This is a genomic window from Mangrovibacterium sp. (assembly GCF_041596335.1).
Lineage (GTDB): Bacteria > Bacteroidota > Bacteroidia > Bacteroidales > Prolixibacteraceae > Mangrovibacterium.
In genome coordinates this window covers 37,846-56,270 of record NZ_JBFHIT010000026.1, presented here as the reverse complement: position 1 = coordinate 56,270, position 18,425 = coordinate 37,846, and the positions used below count along the sequence as shown (strand labels likewise).

Sequence of the window (18,425 nt, the reverse complement as noted above, 5' to 3'; positions counted from 1 at the left end):
GGCACTGGTAGTGATTCGTAACCTCCATAATAATAGCAAAATAAAACGACCTGCAGGGTCTTATTAACAAAGATTAACCCCTAGTTCGACAGGTAAACAGCTTTGTAGAAGTTGAGATATTCCGGCAAATCTGTATTCTGGATAAGCAGGTCGAAATTTGTTTTCGATATGATAAAATTGCGGTATTCCAGTTCGCCAAGCGGCCCGTAAACTTGTTGGTCGCGGACAATGCCTTTCAGGTAATCGAAAGCTGAATTTTTGCCTGCGAAAGCTGAAACGCGCACTAATAATTGGTTGTTGCCGAAAGGTCTCGATTCGATTTTTAATTTCCCCGAGGGGTCGGCGTTTTCATTGTACTTTTCGATGGCATCTAACAGTTTTTCCTCCTCCATGTTCTGGGTTGGAACCAGCAGAATAAAATCATGCTCTCCCTCAAGATCAGTTTTAAAAACCCCCTCGTAAACCGGTGCTTTAGTAACAATTTCGGTTGTAGGTGCCGGGCTGGCTGCTGGCTGTGCCTGTGAGCTGAATGCCTGTCCTCCAATATAATAATCTCTGAAAAAGTCCATATAGGAATCAACCGTGTTGCCACCGGCCAACTTAATCAGGTTCTCGTTGCTGATAATAAAATTGCGGTAGCTCCTGTCACCAAGGTCGTTGAACAGGATTCGGTTCGTAATTACTTTTCTAAAGTAGTTCATCCCCTGCGTTGCCGAGTTTAACGGGCTGACAATAAGCAGTTGGTATTCACCAATCGACTTGGATTCCACGTCCATTTTCTGGTCTGAAAATTCATCTTTATTAAAGTCGTTGAACTGTTTGATCATGGTTTTTAGCTCGAAGTCGGTATCTTTTACCGCTATCGCGAAATTGTGGGGCGCTGCAGGAGTACGGGTGTATAATTCCTCTCTGGTGTCAGGCTTTACCATCACAAAACTGCCCCGTTCTTCCAATTGCTGTTCTTCTTCCAGGGCTTTTGCCATTAGTTCTTCAGGCTCGGGGAGTTCGTCCTCCGGGAAATCACCCCCAATGAATCGGCTGTAATTTTTGAGGAAGAATTTCAGGTACTCTTCGTAGTTGTGATCGGCTTTCAATTCACGATAGTTGTAAGTTGAAGCCACGAAATTAAGGTAGGTTGCATTGCTCAGCGTTTGGTAAACTTCGCGTTTCCGAATGATGGATCGGAAGTAGATGAGCGCCTGTTCCTTATTTTGTAGTGAACGAACTGTGAGTAAGCCTGTAGTTGCATTCAGATTTTCGGTTTCAATATCAAAATCGGTCTTCATGTAATGGTCGATATTGTAATTGGCAATATCAAATTTCAAGCGGTTAATGTCCACTTGCGCCGAGCGGTCGTAAGCGATTACAAAGTAATGCAACAGCTCCTCGTCGTAAGAGAATTTCCCATTGAATTCATCGTCGGCCGACCGATCGTCGACCAGTAGCTCGTTATTCACAATCTCCTCATTCAAATATCCCGAAGCAACCAGTTTTTGGTAGTCGACCAAGGTGCTATCCTGAATAAGTTTGCGAATTTGCTCAGCCAATGGTTTTACCGGAGATTTCGGATAATCGGTCAGGTAACGATCCAGCAATTGCCCAAACTGGTTGAAATCGCTTTTCTCGCCTTGGCCAATCGTTTCGATAAAAGCGATTCGCGGCATCAGTGTGCTGTCAGGGGCCAACGATCTGGTGAGGGTGGCCAGTTGTCCGGCTTGGGTGTAATTGCCCGATTTATATTGGTTGAAAGCTTGTTGGTAAAGTCGGTTGATGCTGTCTTGGTGAGCTTCGAGCTCGATGAAATAGTTCGGATTGATCAGATATTGGGCGTATTTACTATCCGGGTAATCGGTCACAATTAAATTCCGGTAGTAATCTGATTTAGTTTTGTTGTTGATTTTTAAGTACAAATCCCACAATTCGAAATAGGTGGTTAGTTGGTAGATGTTTTTATCGTACCGATTCAGCAATTGCTCGTAATTGCCAATCGCCATTGGGTAGTTTTGGTAATCTTGTTTGAAGATTCGTCCGGCATTAAACAGAGCATCGCGCAGGCGGATATTGGAAGCTCGCATGGCCTCCTCTGATAGCGGAATATCTTGCATATAGTATTCGTAGCTCAATCTGTCGTTTACACGAGGCGTGGCTTTTGGGCTGGCTTCAGGGTCGGTAACTTCTTCCGCCAATTCATCGCTGCCTAATTCCGATTGGATGCCTTTGTTTTTTCGTCTCCAGTTGTCTTCCAACTTCCGGTTCCCCCATGATTGTTCAAATTCGGCTTTCCCCAGAGTAACGGTTGACGGGTTGTAGAAATACCACCCCGAACTCTGTTGAGTACTCAAACCGAGTCGGCTTTGGTTCATCCGGAAAAAATTACGATCCATCTGATCCTGGCTTTCCTGTTGCTTGCGTCTGGCTTCAGCATCGCGTTCATCTTTTACCCATCCCGCTATTTTGTTGTTTCGTTCGGCTTCGCTTAAACGAGCCAGGGCCTGCAGGCTATCTTCTCGTTCAATGGTCAGCAGGTTGTCGGTCAGCATCATCAGGCTCGAGTGTCGCGCCGAAATAAAGGCGTAGTTTGGATAGTTTTCGTCAATGACAATCATGGCGCTATCGTAATATGACCGGGCATTTCTGTATTGCTGATCCTTAAAATAGATGTCAGCAAGTGTCAGGCAGGAAAGTGCTTTCTGGTAGTCGTTCGAAACACTGGTAGCAGCCGATTTCCGGTAGTTTTCGATTGCTGAAGTTTTGTTGCCGGTCCGACTGTCGATGTTGGCAAGAGCAAAATAGATCTGGTCGCGAAACTCGACATTCTTTTCATCCCGCAACATCTTTTTCAGCGTTTTTAGTAATTTTTCCTGGTCTTGCGATTCGCTAAATACACCAACAGCGTTAATTCGTGCATTGAAAGCCATCATATACGATGGATTCAGTTTGGCAACTTCGAGAAAGGTGGTGATGGCCAGTTCGTTGTTCCCTGTTTCTTTATATAGTTGCGCCAAAATGTATTTGTAGCGGGCTTTCTCCTGTTTTTTTAGAGGTTTGCTGAGGGCGCTTTTTAGGGCCGGAATGGCTTCTTCGTACTCCTTTTTTTTCAGGTGGAAGTCAGCAACCGCGAGCGAAAAATCCTGATCCAGTCGCACCGGAAAATCCAGGCTTGCATCAATCTCTTTAATCAACTCTATTGCTTCGGAATCGCGCTGTTGTTCCGAGAAACAGCGAATGAGCCACACCATGGCATCGTAGCGGATTGGCTTGTCGTTGTATTTTCGGATCACATAGTTGAAGTTTTCCATCGCCTGCGGAAACTTCTTCTGGTAAAAATAAGCGACCCCCATCATGATGTAACTGTCGTCGACCCAATTGTTGTATTCCTCTTTGCTGGCCAGATTTTTGTAGGCTGCAGTCCGGTTTTTCCGCCGCTTTGGTTTGGCGGTTATCGAATGAATTTTGATCAGCTTCGAGGCTTTCGAAATCGCATTGTCCATTTCGGCAGCAGCCGTTCGGTCGGTACCGGGCATGCTCGATTTATAAACGGGAAGGATTTGAGTGTAGTCGTCATCCACTGATTGGTCGATACGCATTAAGCCGGACTTAATACTTTCTTTTCCGTTGAAATAGATGTTGTACCGGGAGGTGATATTGTGGTACGCGCGGTTTACCGCTGTATTCTTTTCCGTAGAACATCCGCCCAGGATGAGAAACAAAAAGAGCAGCAGAAATATATTTGGAAAATTCGTCTTCAATCCGGATTGTTTTAGCACTGTAGGATAAACTGAATATTGCTGATATTATTGCTTTTCGGCAGTCAAAAAGCCGGTCGGTCTTGTTGTTGCATTCGCCTACTTTTATCGTCTTTTTGCTTGCTCCCACAATAATACGAAAATCGGGACAAAGGGCAGGCGAGAATCTGTTTTTTAACGGGGATTAGAGTTGTTTTTCATTGCTGGATCGTTGCAGTTGCATCGTCGTTTTCAGCATTATTTTTGCTGAAGTTCCGCTAACGAAAGTATAAAAAGGAAACTCCCGAAAAGGCACTATGAGCGCCAGTCTCGGGAGTTTTATCTCGATCGTTTCGTAAATCAGTTTTATCGTTCTATTTTCGGCTCACTTTCACTTTTTTCGTTGGATCCAGGTCGGCATTCCGACGCTCCACTTCGCGGATGGTGTTTGCCGCAAGTTCGAGGAAAGCCTTGCCCATTATTGAGTTTTCGTCGTTGGCAACCGGTGTGCCTTCGTCGCCGCCTTCGCGAATGATCTGAACGATCGGAATTTGGCCAAGTAGCGGGATGTCAAGTGCTTCCGCCAGGTCTTTCCCACCATCTTTGCCGAAGATGTAGTATTTATTATCCGGCAATTCTTCGGGAGTGAACCAAGCCATATTTTCAACCAGCCCCAAAACCGGAACATCAACGGTTTTACTGCGGAACATGCTAACTCCTTTCACTACATCGGCTAAAGCGACATCTTGCGGAGTGGTAACAATAATTGCTCCGGTTACCGGAACGGTTTGTACCAGTGTAAGGTGAATGTCGCTGGTGCCCGGAGGAAGGTCGATGAGCATATAATCGAGCTCGCCCCAGTGTCCGTCTTTAATTAGTTGTTTTAAGGCGTTCGAGGCCATTGGTCCTCGCCACACCAGTGCGTCGTCCTGCGATACGAAAAAGCCGATCGACAACATTTTTACACCGAATTGCTCTACCGGATGAATCATCTCTTTGCCGTCGACGACCAATCCGGCAGGACGTTCGCCTTCAACCCCAAACATTTTTGGGATAGAGGGGCCATAGATATCCGCGTCGATCAGTCCAACTTTTGCACCGGTTTTGGCTAGCGCAACAGCCAGGTTTACCGAAATTGTAGATTTTCCAACACCGCCTTTACCTGACGAAACGGCAATAATATTTTTCACTTTTGGCAACACAGGGCGCTCCATCTGGTGGATTGCTTTGGCTGTGATGTTGCCTTTAATTTCGATATCGCTGCCCAGCTCTTCGATCAGGATATTTTCGCAGGCGTTGATTACCGTGGCCATATTCGGGTCGTCAGATCGTTGAAAGACCAGCGAAAACGAGATCTTTTTTCCGGCCAGACGAATTTCCTGAACCATGTCCATACTGACGATATCTTCTTTCGAACCCGGATAGACCACTTTCCGTAAGGTATCGGTCACATTTTTCGGGACAATTATTTTGCGTGGTGCTTCACTCATTTTAGTGTAAATTTTTTAGTTCCAAGTTTTATGTTTTTTCGATTATTGAGGGTTTTACTTTAAGTGAAACCCTCAATATAATATAGTCTGTTTATTCAATCTTCAGTTCCTTCACGGGATCCCAGTAAACCTGTTCAAAGTTGATGATCTGGTTTTCTTCAATCTGAATTCCTTCACTTTTCAGTAGCTCTTCCATCACCGATGGCCCGCCAAAATGATGCTTGCCTGTGAGTAAGCCTTTTGAGTTCACTACCCGGTGAGCAGGAACATAAACTGACTGACTGTGTGATTTGTTCATGGCCCAACCGACCATTCGTGCTGACTGGCCCGTTCCCAGATAGCGGGCTATGGCTCCGTAGCTGGTGACGCGTCCAGACGGGATGAGTCGTGCCACCTGGTAAACCATATCGAAAAAGTCGCTCATAAAAATCAGAATTTATGCCATTGAGGGGTTCATTTTAAGCGAAGTCCTCAATGCGTCACTATTCGCGGGCCGACCGGCCAAAACTTCGGTACGGGTCTTTTTCAATCTCAACCTCGGGTTCGCGGAATGGCTCTGAGTGGTTGAGCCTGAAAGCCAGGTATTTGATGTCGATTCCCCGTTCGCGCCATTGTTTTTCGTAAAAGGTTTGAATGGAAAGCAACTCATTCAGGATCTCCGATTGGTAGAGATTGTCGGTATTTGCGACAATTTCCAGCTTGTTTTCTTTTACCATTTCCAATGTGTATTGGTACTGGAAATTGCTGTCGGTTTTCAGGTGAATTGTGCCTCCCGGTGCCAGAATTGTCCGGTATTTTTCCATAAAATTGGTCGCAGTCAATCGGCGGCGGGGACTTTTCATTTGCGGATCCGGAAAGGTAATCCAGATTTCTTCAACTTCGTTTTCGCCGAAAAACTTGTCGACAATTTCGATGCTGGTGCGCAAAAAGCCTACATTGTTGATTTGGTTTTCGGTAGCCAGTTTGGCGCCTTTCCACATCCGGGAGCCTTTAACGTCGATTCCGACAAAATTGTACTGTGGCCGAAATCGGGCCATCGATACGGCATATTCGCCTTTTCCGCAGCCCAGTTCCAGAACCAAAGGTTGCGCTTTTTTGAAAAAATTAGAATTCCAGTACCCCTTCATTTCATGGTCGGGCTGGTCGGGATGCTTCATCGGAGACTGAACCACATTGGTAAAGGTCTCCATTTCAGCAAATTTCTTGAGTTTATTCTTTCCCACGATTTTCTTATTTATTCGTCCCGCTTTTCAATCCGAAGGCCAACGTCTTGTATTCCTTTCAACATCGTGGCGCGCATGCCTTGTTGGACAGAAAATTCGTAGGTTCCGGAAGCCGGGAAGAATACATTTTTCTTGTATATAAACTGATTGTCAAATAAATCACCTATGCCGCTTCCGGTCCATTTTCCCGTTGGGTCGGCTAGTTGCAGCTCGAGTGTGTCGGTCAGAATGTTTCCATCCGGCGCTTTTATTTGCATAAAAAGCCAAATGTTGCTGAACTCGTAATTTCCGGCATTGCGGATGTTCAGGTATACATTGTGGCTGGTTAACGTGTCGCTAAGTGGCACCGGGAAAACGACCAGAGAGTCTTTATGCCAGCCCGAGGTGTCGAGGGTATGATAGGCCTCGAATTCACTTTTCTGATTGCATGAAATGATCCCAATCAGTAGGGCTGATAGTGCTAACAAGGATTTTAGTTTCATAAATACTTACTTGTTGTTCGTCCCTGAACCATCTTTCTTTCTGGGTGACTGACGGTTTGATGGTCGCCTGTTTCCTTGATTTTTATTTGCCGGCCGCTTTTTCTTTCGGTTGCGTTTTGGCTGGTCGAAACGGGTCAGGCTATCTTGCGACAGAACATCTTCGAACTCTTTTGGCTTTTGTGCCAGGATACTGTCGGTATTGTTGAGCAATTTATCCGGGCGTTTGCCTTTCTTGTTCATCAGGATGATTTCCTTCACTCGCTCAACCGGAACGGCTAACGGCCCCGTGTTGTTTTTACCCTCGCCAATGTAGTACATGGTGCGTTTAAAGATGTCGGCCTTGAAGAAATTGTATTGACCAGCTTCGGTGTGAAGCGGGATGTTATTAGGCGGAAAATCTTTTTGAGCATCAATGTAGGAATCCACTTCGTAGTTCAGGCAGCATTTTAGTTTGCCACATTGCCCGGCCAGCTTTTGAGGATTCAGCGAAATTTCCTGATAACGAGCCGAATTGGTGGTTACCGATACAAAGCTATTCATCCAGGTCGCACAGCAGAGTTCGCGTCCGCAGGGGCCAATGCCGCCAATGCGTCCGGCTTCCTGACGGGCACCAATCTGTTTCATTTCAATCCGAATCCGGAAGGTCTCGGCCAGAACCCTGATCAGTTGCCTGAAATCAACACGTCCTTCAGCAATGTAGTAGAAAATGGCTTTGGTTTTGTCTCCCTGATACTCAACATCGCCAATCTTCATGTCCAACCCGAGGTCGTTTGTAATCTGGCGCGATTTGATCATGGTGGTGTGTTCCAGGCTGATTGCCTCTTTCCACTTGTCAATGTCAGCTTGTTTAGCTTTGCGGTATATTTTGCGAAAATCGCCGTTTACAAGCTTCACCTTCTGTTTGCGAATCTGGTGTTTTACCAGTTCGCCGGTTAATGAAACCACTCCGATATCGTGACCTGGATTTGCTTCCACGGCTACAATGTCGCCTGATTTAAGTTTCAGATTATTATTATTTCTGAAATAGTCCTTGCGGGTATTTTTAAACCGAACCTCAACAATGTTGTCTGCGGTTGCCATGTGCACTACGTCGCTCAGCCAGTCGTGTACTTCGAGCTTTGAGCAGGTGCCGGCAGATCCTTTACAACATCCGCGGTTGATTGATAAATTGTCTTCCATAGTTAAAGTGTTACTACTGAATCAGTTTGATTGCAGTATGCAGCATTTGCTGTCAAACAACAAAAATAATCATAATTGCCGATTAAAAAAGCTGTTGGCAGGGCTGTTCACGTTTTATGCTGCATGATACTTTTTAAGTCAGGAACGCCCTTGGGGCAGAAGCAAAATTATTTCCGTATCAGCTTCACAATTCGCAGTGCCATATCGGTGAAAATGATACGTGGATTTCCGTTCATGGAGATATGCAAAATTGTTTTTTCCATTTCTTCGGAAATTGGCATAATGTTCCGTTCGTTTATGAAGGGAGAGAATCGTGATGAAAAGGCTTGTTCTTCTTCGTCCATATACACCAGTTTTGGGTTTTTTAGGTTGAAGACAAAGTTTTCGCGAATCTGTGCCAAAGCGTATTGCAGGAAACTCTTCTGGCGTTCGCGGCCAATTTCGGCCAATTCAGAGACCCACGAAAAAAGCTCCATGAATTTGCGGCCATAAGTGAGGCGCATGAGTTCCTTGAACTTTTCGAGGTTGTAACGGTCCTGGTTTTCAGGGTTCAGCAATTGGATGGCTTTGCGGTAATCACCACGGCAGAGGTGAGCTATATTGCCTGTGTTCTTGCCTGCGGCTTCGGGCAGTTCGTTCAGCCTTTCAATCAGCTCGTCGGGATCGATTGAAGGTATTTTGGTTAGCTGACAGCGCGAACGGATGGTGCTGATTAATTGCTCCTCGCTGGCCGAAACCAGGATGAAAAGGGTCTTGGAAGGTGGTTCCTCAATCATCTTCAGCAGCTTGTTCGAGCAGGCCTGGTTCATCTTTTCCGGCATCCAAATAATCATCACCTTGTATTCCGACTCGTAGGATTTCAGGCTTAGCTTTCGAATAATCTCGTCGCTTTCCTGCGAGTAGATCATGCCTTGCGCATTGTCGGTCCCGATGAAATTGAACCAGTCTTCGAGGCTGAAGTAGGCGCCGTTCAAAACAATTTTACGCCATTCTTCAATATAATCGGTGCTCACCGGGTCCTTAAATTTCGGCGACTTTACTACCGGAAATACAAAGTGCAGGTCGGGATGCGCCAAGCGGGCATATTTTTTACACGACGGGCATGTGCCACACGAATCGTCAGCCTGCTTATTGGTACACGAAACATATTGCGCGTAAGCCAGCGCCAAAGCCAGGTTTCCCGAACCTTCGGGGCCGGCAAACAATTGGGCGTGACTCACCCGATTCTCGTTAATTGCTTGAATGAAGCGTTGCTTGATAGCTTTTTGTCCAATAACGTCGCGAAAAAACATAGGTTGATTTTTGAGTGCAAGCAAAAATAAGAAAATAAAGCAAGGCAGGCGGTAGAAGCGAAAAGTAAAAAGCGGGAAGGCAAATCAGAAATTGCGATTGAAGATCCTCGGAGACTTCAACAAACAAATAATGTGAATCCTGTTGTTAATAGAATCTGCAAGAAGAAGAGTTGTCGGCTCATCGATTTGAATTCTGTCGGTCGGCTTCGTTTTTATGATTTTTCTATTACCACAATCTTAATAAATAGGCAATAAAAAGAAGTACCCGAAAGCGCAAACTTTTCTTTTTATATCTTTGGGGTCTTAATAAAAAGAACCTAAAAATAATCTATTATGCAGACAATTGAATCGTATGATTTCTCAGGAAAAAAAGCGCTGATCCGCGTCGATTTTAACGTTCCTTTGAATGACAAATTCGAGATTACTGACGATACCCGTATGACTGCTGCGGTACCTACTATTAAAAAAGTAATCGAGGCTGGTGGTTCTCCCATTATCATGTCTCATTTTGGTCGTCCAAAAAACGGTCCTGAAGATAAGTTTTCAATGAAACATCTGGTAGCTCACTTGGCTGAACTGTTAGGCGTTGACGTGAAATTGGCTCCGGATTGCATTGGTGCTGAAGTAAAAGCATTGGCTGAAGCCCTGAAACCGGGTGAAGTTTTGTTGTTGGAAAACCTGCGTTTCCACAAAGAAGAAGAAAAAGGTGACGAAGCTTTCGCCGGTCAGTTGGCCGAATTGGGTGACTGCTGGGTAAACGACGCCTTCGGTACAGCTCACCGTGCACACGCTTCAACTGCTGTTATCGCAAAATTCTTCCCAAATGATAAATTATTTGGATTCCTGGTAAATGACGAGGTTTCAAACCTGGATAAAGTTGTTGCTAATCCTGCTCGTCCAATGACAGCAATCATGGGTGGTGCTAAGGTTTCAACTAAAATTACAATCATCGAAAACATGTTGAATACCGTTGACAACTTGATTATCGGTGGTGGTATGATTTTCACCTTCGTAAAAGCGATGGGTGGTAACATCGGTGCTTCATTGTGCGAAGATGAATACCTGGAAATGGCTAAAACGATCATCGAAAAAGCAAAAGAAAAAGGTGTGAACCTGGTTATTGCTGAAGATTGTGTTGCTGCTGATAAATTTGCTAACGACGCGAATACCGAAGTTTGCCTGACTAAAAACATCAAAGATGGTTGGTTAGGTTTGGATGTTGGTCCTAAAACAATCGCTACGTTCAAAGAAGTTATTGGTAACTCAAAAACAGTACTTTGGAACGGTCCTGCAGGTGTATTCGAAATGGACGCTTTTGCTGCCGGTACTAAAGCAATTGGTGACGCCGTTGTTGAAGCAACTAAAAATGGCGCTTTCACCCTGGTTGGTGGTGGCGACTCAGTTGCTGCGGTTAACAAATTCGGTATCGCTGATAAAGTTTCTTACATCTCAACTGCCGGTGGCGCGATGTTGGAAACACTGGAAGGAAAAGTTCTTCCGGGTATCGCTGCTGTTCGCGGATAATTGAAACAAACAATCCTATTGATATGAAAGGTTCGGGCTTAGGTCTGAACCTTTTTTTTGTGCCCGAAAGTCACCTGGTCGTTCTTTTTATTTTAAACCATTGTTGAAATCGACTGTTCTGTTTGTCCGTTATTATCAGTAACTTGCTGGGTGTTATTCCCATATGTTGAATGACTTTTGATTAAAAACTCCAAATTTTTGTACCATGAGAAAACTTTCTTTCTTTTTTGTTTTGGCTTTGCTTTGGTCTTGTACCACGGAGAAGTCGTATGAACCGCAGTTGTACAGTATTGAGCAGTTTTATAAGAATGTACGTTACAGCGGAGGAGCATTTTCGAATGATGAAAGCAAGCTGCTGGTTAGCAGCGACGAAACAGGTATTTTCAATGCGTATGAGATTGAAATAGTGGACGGGGGGAAAAAGCAGATTACTTTTTCTGAGACCGAATCGTATTTCGCGATCGATTTTGTTCCGGGAAGCACCGATTTGTTGTACTCTGCTGACAAAGGTGGAAACGAACTCAGCCATATTTTTCGGTTGGCAGCCGATGGGGCGGTGACAGACCTTACTCCGGGTGAAAATGAAAAAGCGTCGTTTGGTGGATGGAGCGATGACGAAACATCGATGTACTTCGTTTCAAACAAGCGAGATCCGAAGTTCTTCGATTTTTATAAAATGGCATTAAGCGATTGGTCGTCGGAACTGATATACCAAAATGATGAAGGACTGGACATCGCTGGGATTTCGAAAGATGAAAATACATTGGCGCTAACCAAGTCAATCACTACGAGTGAGAATAAGTTGTTCCTTTTCAACCGGATTGAAAACAAAATGACGGAGATATCAGACGAAAAGGGCAGCTACGGAAGTGCCGGCTTTAGCAACGATGGCAAGCGTTTTTACTACATAACCAATGTGGAAAATGAATTTGCCTACCTTGTTGAATACGAAATAGAAAGCCAGAATAAGAAAGTGCTATATCAGACTAACTGGGATGTCATGTACAGTTATCTGAGCGAAAACGAGAAATACCGGGTGATTGCCATTAACGAAGAAGGGAAAAACAATCTGAAAATAATGAATAACGTGACCGGTGAAGAAGTTGCGTTACCGGAAATTCCCGATGGAGATGTCATGGCTGTTAATATTTCGAAGAGCGAAAGTTTGGCCCGTTTAACCATTGGTACTTCGAAGGCTCCGGCTGATATTTATGTCTACAATTTTGAAAATGGGGAATTGAAAAAATTAACCAACAGCCTAAATCCGGCCATTAATCCCGATGATTTGGTGGCGGCTGAAGTGGTTCGGTTTAGTTCGTTCGACGGGCTTGAAATTCCGGCAATCTATTACAAGCCGCTTGTCGCGTCACCAAAAAATAAAGTGCCGTCTTTGGTGTGGGTTCATGGCGGGCCCGGTGGTCAGTCGCGGGTTGGCTATTTCTCACTGATCCAGTATCTTGTGAATCATGGATATGCCATTCTCGCTGTAAATAACCGGGGTAGCAGTGGCTATGGGAAGTCTTTTTACAAAATGGACGACCTCAATCATGGTGATAAAGACCTGAAAGATTGTATTGCCGGAAAAGATTGGCTGGCTCAGCAAGATTATATTGACGCGGACAAAATAGGGATTATTGGTGGAAGCTACGGTGGGTATATGACCATGGCGGCTATGACCTTTACGCCAGATGAGTTTAAAGTTGGGGTCGATATTTTTGGGGTAACCAATTGGCTGCGGACCTTGAAATCGATTCCACCTTATTGGGAGGCTTTCCGTCAAGCGCTATATGAAGAGTTGGGCGATCCGTTCTCCGAGGATTCAGTGCGTTTATACAATATTTCGCCCTTGTTCCACGCCGATCAGGTGAAAAATCCGGTGATGGTATTGCAGGGAGCGAACGATCCGCGTGTATTGCAGGTGGAGTCGGACGAAATTGTGGAGGCGATCCGTGCAAATGAGGTTCCCGTAGAATATGTGGTTTTCCCCGATGAAGGTCATGGATTCATCAAAAAGGAGAACGAGATTAAAGGCTACGGGCAAATCCTCCAATTTCTCGATTTATATTTAAAAGGGGGCGAATAATTTCTCTGACAGACCAACAAAGGTTCGGCCCGATCGCCGGACCTTTGTGCCTTTTTGCCTGAGGGTGCAGGTAGATATTGGGTGAAGCACGAGCGAGTTGTTTTTCGGTGATAACAGGAATATTTGGTCGAATAAAGCTCCGTTTTTTTGATTGTTTTAATTGGCAGGTGACCAAATAACTGATCGTTGAATTGTCTGTGTCAGGCGCTACCGGTGGGGCTTGTTTAATGTGAAGAAAATATTTCCGACAGGCATTTTCTGACCTAAAGTTCAGATTTTTACACAAAAATCGATTAACTTGAATAAAAAAAGAACCATGGGAAGATCGGAGAAAGCAGTAGATTGTTTCCAGAACTGTAACTGTTGCCAGGCAGTATTGAGCGTGTTTGGCCCCGAAATAGGGTTGAGTCAGGAGGTCTGTTTGAAATTAGGAAGCGGTTTTGGAAGTGGCATGATTCAAGGCGAGACCTGCGGTGCAGTTACCGGTGCTTATATGGTATTGGGCATGAAATTTGGGCCGGTAAATCAGGATGGAGCAACAGCTGCGAAAATGAAAAAATATATTCAACATTTTAACCAACAGTTTATAAAGGAGCAAGGCAGCCTGGTTTGTAAAGAATTGTTGGGCGTGAATATTGCAACAGAGTCGGGGCGGGAGTTTGCCAATTCCAATCAATTGTTCGAAAAACGTTGTCCTGCCTTTGTTCAAACGGCCGTTATGATTCTGGACCTTGATTATTGACTGTCCCTGATTTCGGCTTAGAATAGAGATTCAGATCGAACGAAGTTCTGTTGATTCACCAAAACTATAAACCGGACAATCAGCATTTGGACGCAATGTCCGACTGATTGTCCGGTTCATTTTTTAACGAATCGCGGGTTTTACTCTTGAGTCACTTGAACTACTTCGCCATCAGCAAGTTCCATGGAGTATGTTTTACCATTTTTGGTGACTTCGAAAGTGTTGCCGCATTCAAAATCATCATCGCAGTTTAAGCTTTCCGGCATTTCGCCATAGTTTATTTCGAGCTCAGTTCCGTTTGCTTTTTTGATTACAACTTCACCAGCTTGTATTTTTAAATCGCAGGCCGCTACATACAGCAATGGATTGGTGATTGTGCGTGAATAGGAAGTTTCTACTCCGGCTACCGTTTTTACAGTCGAGCTCGATCCGCTAAGCAGTCTAATATTGTCGGAAGTTGCATACGATGAGTAGTCAAGGTCAGAAAAGGTCTCGGACTGGGTGCCGCGACCGCAAAGCCAATCAAGCTGTCTGCTGTAGTTTCTTGAAAAGTGAACTGCTTCACCTTCTGTGTTAACCCGGTCAATTTCAAGGCTTGCTTCAATGCTATAACTTTCAATTGTTCGTTCAAGGCTTATTTTACCATTGTAGGTTACGCTGTTCGTGGTAAAATCAATGAACTCGATTGTTTTTTTAAGTGTAATTTCTTCGTCGGTTTCAGGGAAGAAATATTCGATTACGATGATTCCTGTCCTATCGCAACGGCTATCTGAAAAATCTCTTGTCAATACCAAGCGGTCGCTTTCGACTGACCAGGTTTTCACAGCACAGGACGATACACCTTCATACATATGTGTTGATTTCTCATTGAGGTCGTATTCGAGGTCATCGAAAAAGTTGGCATCGTCACTTCCGTCAAGCAAATAGTTTAAGGTCAGATCAGAATCTATTTCATCCGAGATTAGTGAAATTTCGTCGTCGTAAAGAGTCGTGTCGAGGTTCGTGTTTTCTTTGTCGCAGGCTGAAAAAAACAGGACGATCAGCGGCAAGGCGATAAGTGTGAAGTTTTTTTTCATGATGGAAGAATTTTTTGGTTTAGCTGTTGGACACTGAAAGTAGTAAAAAGTTTATTCTACTGATACTTTTTGTGTTAAAACTTGTTGATATTGAAACGAAAAGCCTCTTTCGGATAGTATCCAAGAGAGGCTTTTAAATGAATTTTTTTTAGTTGTTTTAGCGCATGCTGTCTTTCGGTAAAATACCCATCAACTTTTTCATGCGGTAGTTAATGCGAATGGTTAACATGTACATTACGGGTGAAATAACCAAGGTGAGGAAGGTTGCGAACGTCAATCCGAAAATAACAGTCCACGACATCGGTCCCCAAAAAGAGACTGTTTCTCCGCCAATGGTCACATCCGGGTTGAAGTCGGTGAACATGGTAAAGAAATCGAAATTCAGCCCGACTGCCAGTGGTATTAGCCCCAAAACAGTGGTAATTGCGGTTAATAGTACAGGTCTCAGACGGGTTTTTCCGGCTTGTACAAGACAGTGAATTTCCTCATCAACCTGTAAGAATGCTTTTTCAGACAATCCCAGCTCTTCGCGCTTGCGTTGGCGAAGAAGGTCGATATAGTCAACCAGAACGATCCCGTTGTTTACCACAATTCCGGCCAGCGAAATAATCCCAATTCCCGTCATGATCACCACAAATTCCATCTGGAAAATGGCCAGCCCCAAAAATACGCCGATGGTGCTGAATAAAACGGTGGTCATAATAATTAGCGGGCGGATGAATGAGTTAAACTGAGTGACCAAAATTAAAGTAATGGAGGCCAGAGCAATCATTAAAGCCATGAATAAAAAGTTGCTGCTTTCCTCCTGTTCCTGTTGTTCTCCGGTGAACGACAAGCTGTATCCGCGGGGGATTTCGTAGTTGCTCAATACCTGACGAATACGAACATTGATGGCGTTCGCATTGTACCCTTCCAATACATTCGACGAGATGGTGATGGTTCGTTTGTTGTCGATACGGTTAATTTTATCGTAGGTGGTTGAATATTCGAACGATGCCACTGCGGAGATCGGTATTTTGTGGCCTTCAACCAGAATTTTCTGGTTCATCAAGGTTGACACATCATTCCGGTACTTTTCGTCCAGTCGGATAAAAATGTCGTATTCGTCCTCGCCATCTTTGTAATCACCCACATCGTATCCGTACAGTGCGTGGCGCAAAGCCAGGGCGATTTCGGAGGTCGACAATTCGTATAGCCGGGCTTTTTCCCGATCAATGCGCACCAGCATTTCCGGCTGGTTGGTGTTAATGTCGAGCTTCAATCCTTCAATCCCTTCAATGCGATCCTGGTTGATTTTAGTGATGACTTCATCGCTGATTCGCAGCAGCTGGTCAAATTTGTCGCCCGAGACCTCGATGTTGATTGGTGAGCCAACCGGTGGGCCGTCGTCTTCTTTTTCAACATAAATTTTTGCCCCAACAAAGCCTTTGAGGCTTTGGGCTAGCTCGCCCATTACATCAGTTGTGTTTACTCCGTCCCGAAGTTTGTATTCTTCGAACGAGATTGAGATCAATGATTTATTCGGACTTGTTGTGCTTTCAAACAATCCGCCTTTTCCGTTCCCCACATTTGTGGTTACCGATTTGATGATGTTTTTATAGGGCTCCAGAGTCGTTTCAACGATGGCTTCAACTTTTTTAGTGGTTTCATCGGTTTTTTCGATCGATGTCCCCAATGGCAACTCTGAGGTAACATAAATGGTTTGTGGTTCGGATGACGGGAAAAAGACAAATTCGGGCGAGGTAGAGAAGTAGAACGCGATTGACAGGAACATGAGCAGAACGGTTCCGGAGAAATAAGCCACAGGCCGCCAGCGCGACAGGGCGAAATTGAGTTGTTTCTCGTAGAAGTTTTCGAGCCATACTAAAAAGGTGTTCTGAAACCAACGGGCCATTCCGCGCAAGGCAACAAGATTTAGAATCATGAGAAGGGCGATGACAACCAATACATTGGCAAACCAATACACTCCGATCAAATAAAACGGGATGCTGCAAATTAGGATGATTCCGGCATTTCGACCTACGACTTTGGCATTGGCTTTCCGGTTAATGACGTCAATTTTCATGAAACTGGCAACAAACGGAGGGGTTAGTACCAGCGCAACAAACAGCGACGATGCCAGCACAATAATCAATGTTTCAGGCAATATTTTCATGAATTCGCCCATGATTCCTTTCCAGAAAATTAAAGGCAGAAAGGCGGCCAGGGTGGTGAGTGTTGACGAAATAATCGGGAAGGCGATTTCGCTCACGCCGCGCTTGGTAGCTGTAAGTATGGAATAGCCCTGCGAGTGAAGACGGTAGACGTTTTCAACAACGACGATTGAATTGTCGACGAGCATTCCCAGCGCCAAAATCAAACTGAAAAGCACCATGTTGTTCAGTGAAATGTCCATTTGTTGCAGAATGACAAACGACAGGAACATGGACAGCGGGATGGACAGCCCGGAAAATAAGGCATTCCGGAATCCGAGGAACAGGAATAGGATGAAAATCACCAGGATCATTCCCAGAATGATGCTATTTTCAAGGTTTGCAATCTGATTACGAATGTAGTAGGAGTTGTCATCGGTGATGCGTACATCGAGATTCGATGGAAGGTAGCCACTTTCCTGATGTTCCTTGATTAGCTCGCGCACTTTTTCTGTGGCAGAAAGAATATTTTGGCCACTCTTTTTGGTGATCGACAAGGTCACCACCGGTTTTTCATCGAGACGGGAAATCGTTGAGCGTTCTTTATAACCGTCGACCACTGTTGCAATGTCGCGGATATAAACCGGTTTGCCCTCATTTAGTTTGATAATTGTATTGGCAATTTGGTTCATGTTGGTGAAGTCCGCTTCCACCCGAATCACTCGTCGTGTTTCGTCGGAAGAAAATTCACCGGCTCCCATGGTCAGGTTTTCCAGTTGAATGGCTAATGCGACATCCTGAAAACTGAGTCCGCTGGCTTCGAGTTTGTACGGATCAACGTTGATCTGAATTTCGCGTTCGTCAACTCCTTTTAGTTTAGCCTCCGAGACCTCATTCAATCCCTCAAACTCATCCTGCAGTGTTTCCGCAAATTTTTTCAGATCGCGCAGACTAAAGTCGCCACTCAGGTTTATATTCATGATCGGAAACTCCGAGAAGTCAAGATCCTGAACCAGCGGGTCGGTATCCAGATCGTCGGGCAGTTCGGTTTTCGATTTATCTACCCGATCCTTGGTGTCCTGAAGCGCCACCTTCACGTCCACATCGGTATTAAACTCTACAATGATGACACTAACATCCTGGTAGGAGGCTGAAGACACTTTCTTCAATCCCTGCATTCCTTTTAGCTCTTTCTCAATCGGGCGGGTGATGAAATTCTCGATATCGACAGGCGAATTTCCGGGATAAACCGTTTGAACAAAAATGTAGGGAACCACTACCTCGGGAAACAATTCGCGGGGCATGATTTTGTATGAAAACAGGCCGAAGAAAACCATTAGCGCAGTCAGAATGTAAACGGTTGTTTTATTCTGAATGGCCAAATAGGTCGGCCTAAATTTTCGGTGTATATGCTGACTGTTGTCAGTCTGTTTTTCTTTCGTCATGATAAATAATTTCTATTGTAGGTCGAATAGAG

General features: G+C 44.7%; 12 protein-coding genes. 3 read left to right on the top strand and 9 right to left on the bottom strand.

What is annotated here, in order from left to right:
* Nucleotides 1-80: 80 nt before the first annotated feature.
* The 7 genes from ABZD21_RS10890 to ABZD21_RS10860 form a co-directional block, all read right to left on the bottom strand.
* On the bottom strand, nucleotides 81-3,749 hold the full coding sequence (locus ABZD21_RS10890) for a tetratricopeptide repeat protein (RefSeq protein WP_372775015.1): 3,669 nt from the start codon (nucleotides 3,747-3,749) through the stop codon (nucleotides 81-83).
* A gap of 350 nt (nucleotides 3,750-4,099) precedes the next feature.
* The gene (locus tag ABZD21_RS10885; protein WP_372775014.1) at nucleotides 4,100-5,215 is read right to left on the bottom strand and encodes an Mrp/NBP35 family ATP-binding protein; all 1,116 of its coding nucleotides are present in this window, start codon (nucleotides 5,213-5,215) and stop codon (nucleotides 4,100-4,102) included.
* A 91-nt stretch (nucleotides 5,216-5,306) separates the two neighbouring features.
* A complete protein-coding gene (locus ABZD21_RS10880; protein ID WP_372775013.1) occupies nucleotides 5,307-5,639 on the bottom strand; it encodes an MGMT family protein in 333 nt (110 codons plus the stop codon).
* Nucleotides 5,640-5,697: 58 nt separating this feature from the next.
* Nucleotides 5,698-6,438: a tRNA (guanosine(46)-N7)-methyltransferase TrmB gene (gene trmB, locus ABZD21_RS10875; protein ID WP_372775012.1), complete on the bottom strand. Its 741-nt coding sequence runs from the start codon at nucleotides 6,436-6,438 to the stop codon at nucleotides 5,698-5,700.
* An 11-nt stretch (nucleotides 6,439-6,449) separates the two neighbouring features.
* Nucleotides 6,450-6,920, bottom strand: a complete 471-nt coding sequence (locus ABZD21_RS10870; RefSeq protein ID WP_372775011.1) for a gliding motility lipoprotein GldH — start codon at nucleotides 6,918-6,920, stop codon at nucleotides 6,450-6,452.
* A 6-nt stretch (nucleotides 6,921-6,926) separates the two neighbouring features.
* Nucleotides 6,927-8,099 carry a stage 0 sporulation family protein gene (locus tag ABZD21_RS10865; RefSeq protein ID WP_372775010.1) on the bottom strand — a complete coding sequence of 391 codons (1,173 nt, stop codon included), beginning with the start codon at nucleotides 8,097-8,099 and terminating at the stop codon, nucleotides 6,927-6,929.
* A gap of 167 nt (nucleotides 8,100-8,266) precedes the next feature.
* The gene (locus tag ABZD21_RS10860; RefSeq protein WP_372775009.1) at nucleotides 8,267-9,391 is read right to left on the bottom strand and encodes an ATP-binding protein; all 1,125 of its coding nucleotides are present in this window, start codon (nucleotides 9,389-9,391) and stop codon (nucleotides 8,267-8,269) included.
* A 333-nt stretch (nucleotides 9,392-9,724) separates the two neighbouring features.
* Between ABZD21_RS10860 and pgk the strand changes: the two genes are divergently transcribed.
* The 3 genes from pgk (at nucleotide 9,725) to ABZD21_RS10845 (ending at nucleotide 13,740) form a co-directional block, all read left to right on the top strand.
* Nucleotides 9,725-10,915 (top strand): phosphoglycerate kinase, encoded by a 1,191-nt coding sequence (gene pgk, locus ABZD21_RS10855; protein WP_372775008.1) that lies wholly within the window; start codon nucleotides 9,725-9,727, stop codon nucleotides 10,913-10,915.
* A 205-nt stretch (nucleotides 10,916-11,120) separates the two neighbouring features.
* Entirely contained in the window at nucleotides 11,121-12,998 is a 1,878-nt protein-coding gene (locus tag ABZD21_RS10850; RefSeq protein WP_372775007.1) for an alpha/beta fold hydrolase, read from the top strand.
* Nucleotides 12,999-13,296: 298 nt separating this feature from the next.
* Nucleotides 13,297-13,740, top strand: coding sequence for a C-GCAxxG-C-C family protein (locus tag ABZD21_RS10845; protein ID WP_372775006.1), 444 nt, complete (start codon nucleotides 13,297-13,299; stop codon nucleotides 13,738-13,740).
* 140 nt (nucleotides 13,741-13,880) lie between these two features.
* On the opposite strand, the gene ABZD21_RS10840 is transcribed toward ABZD21_RS10845, so the two are convergent.
* Nucleotides 13,881-14,816: a hypothetical protein gene (locus ABZD21_RS10840; RefSeq protein WP_372775005.1), complete on the bottom strand. Its 936-nt coding sequence runs from the start codon at nucleotides 14,814-14,816 to the stop codon at nucleotides 13,881-13,883.
* A 157-nt stretch (nucleotides 14,817-14,973) separates the two neighbouring features.
* A complete protein-coding gene (locus tag ABZD21_RS10835; RefSeq protein WP_372775004.1) occupies nucleotides 14,974-18,393 on the bottom strand; it encodes an efflux RND transporter permease subunit in 3,420 nt (1,139 codons plus the stop codon).
* Nucleotides 18,394-18,425 lie beyond the last annotated feature (32 nt).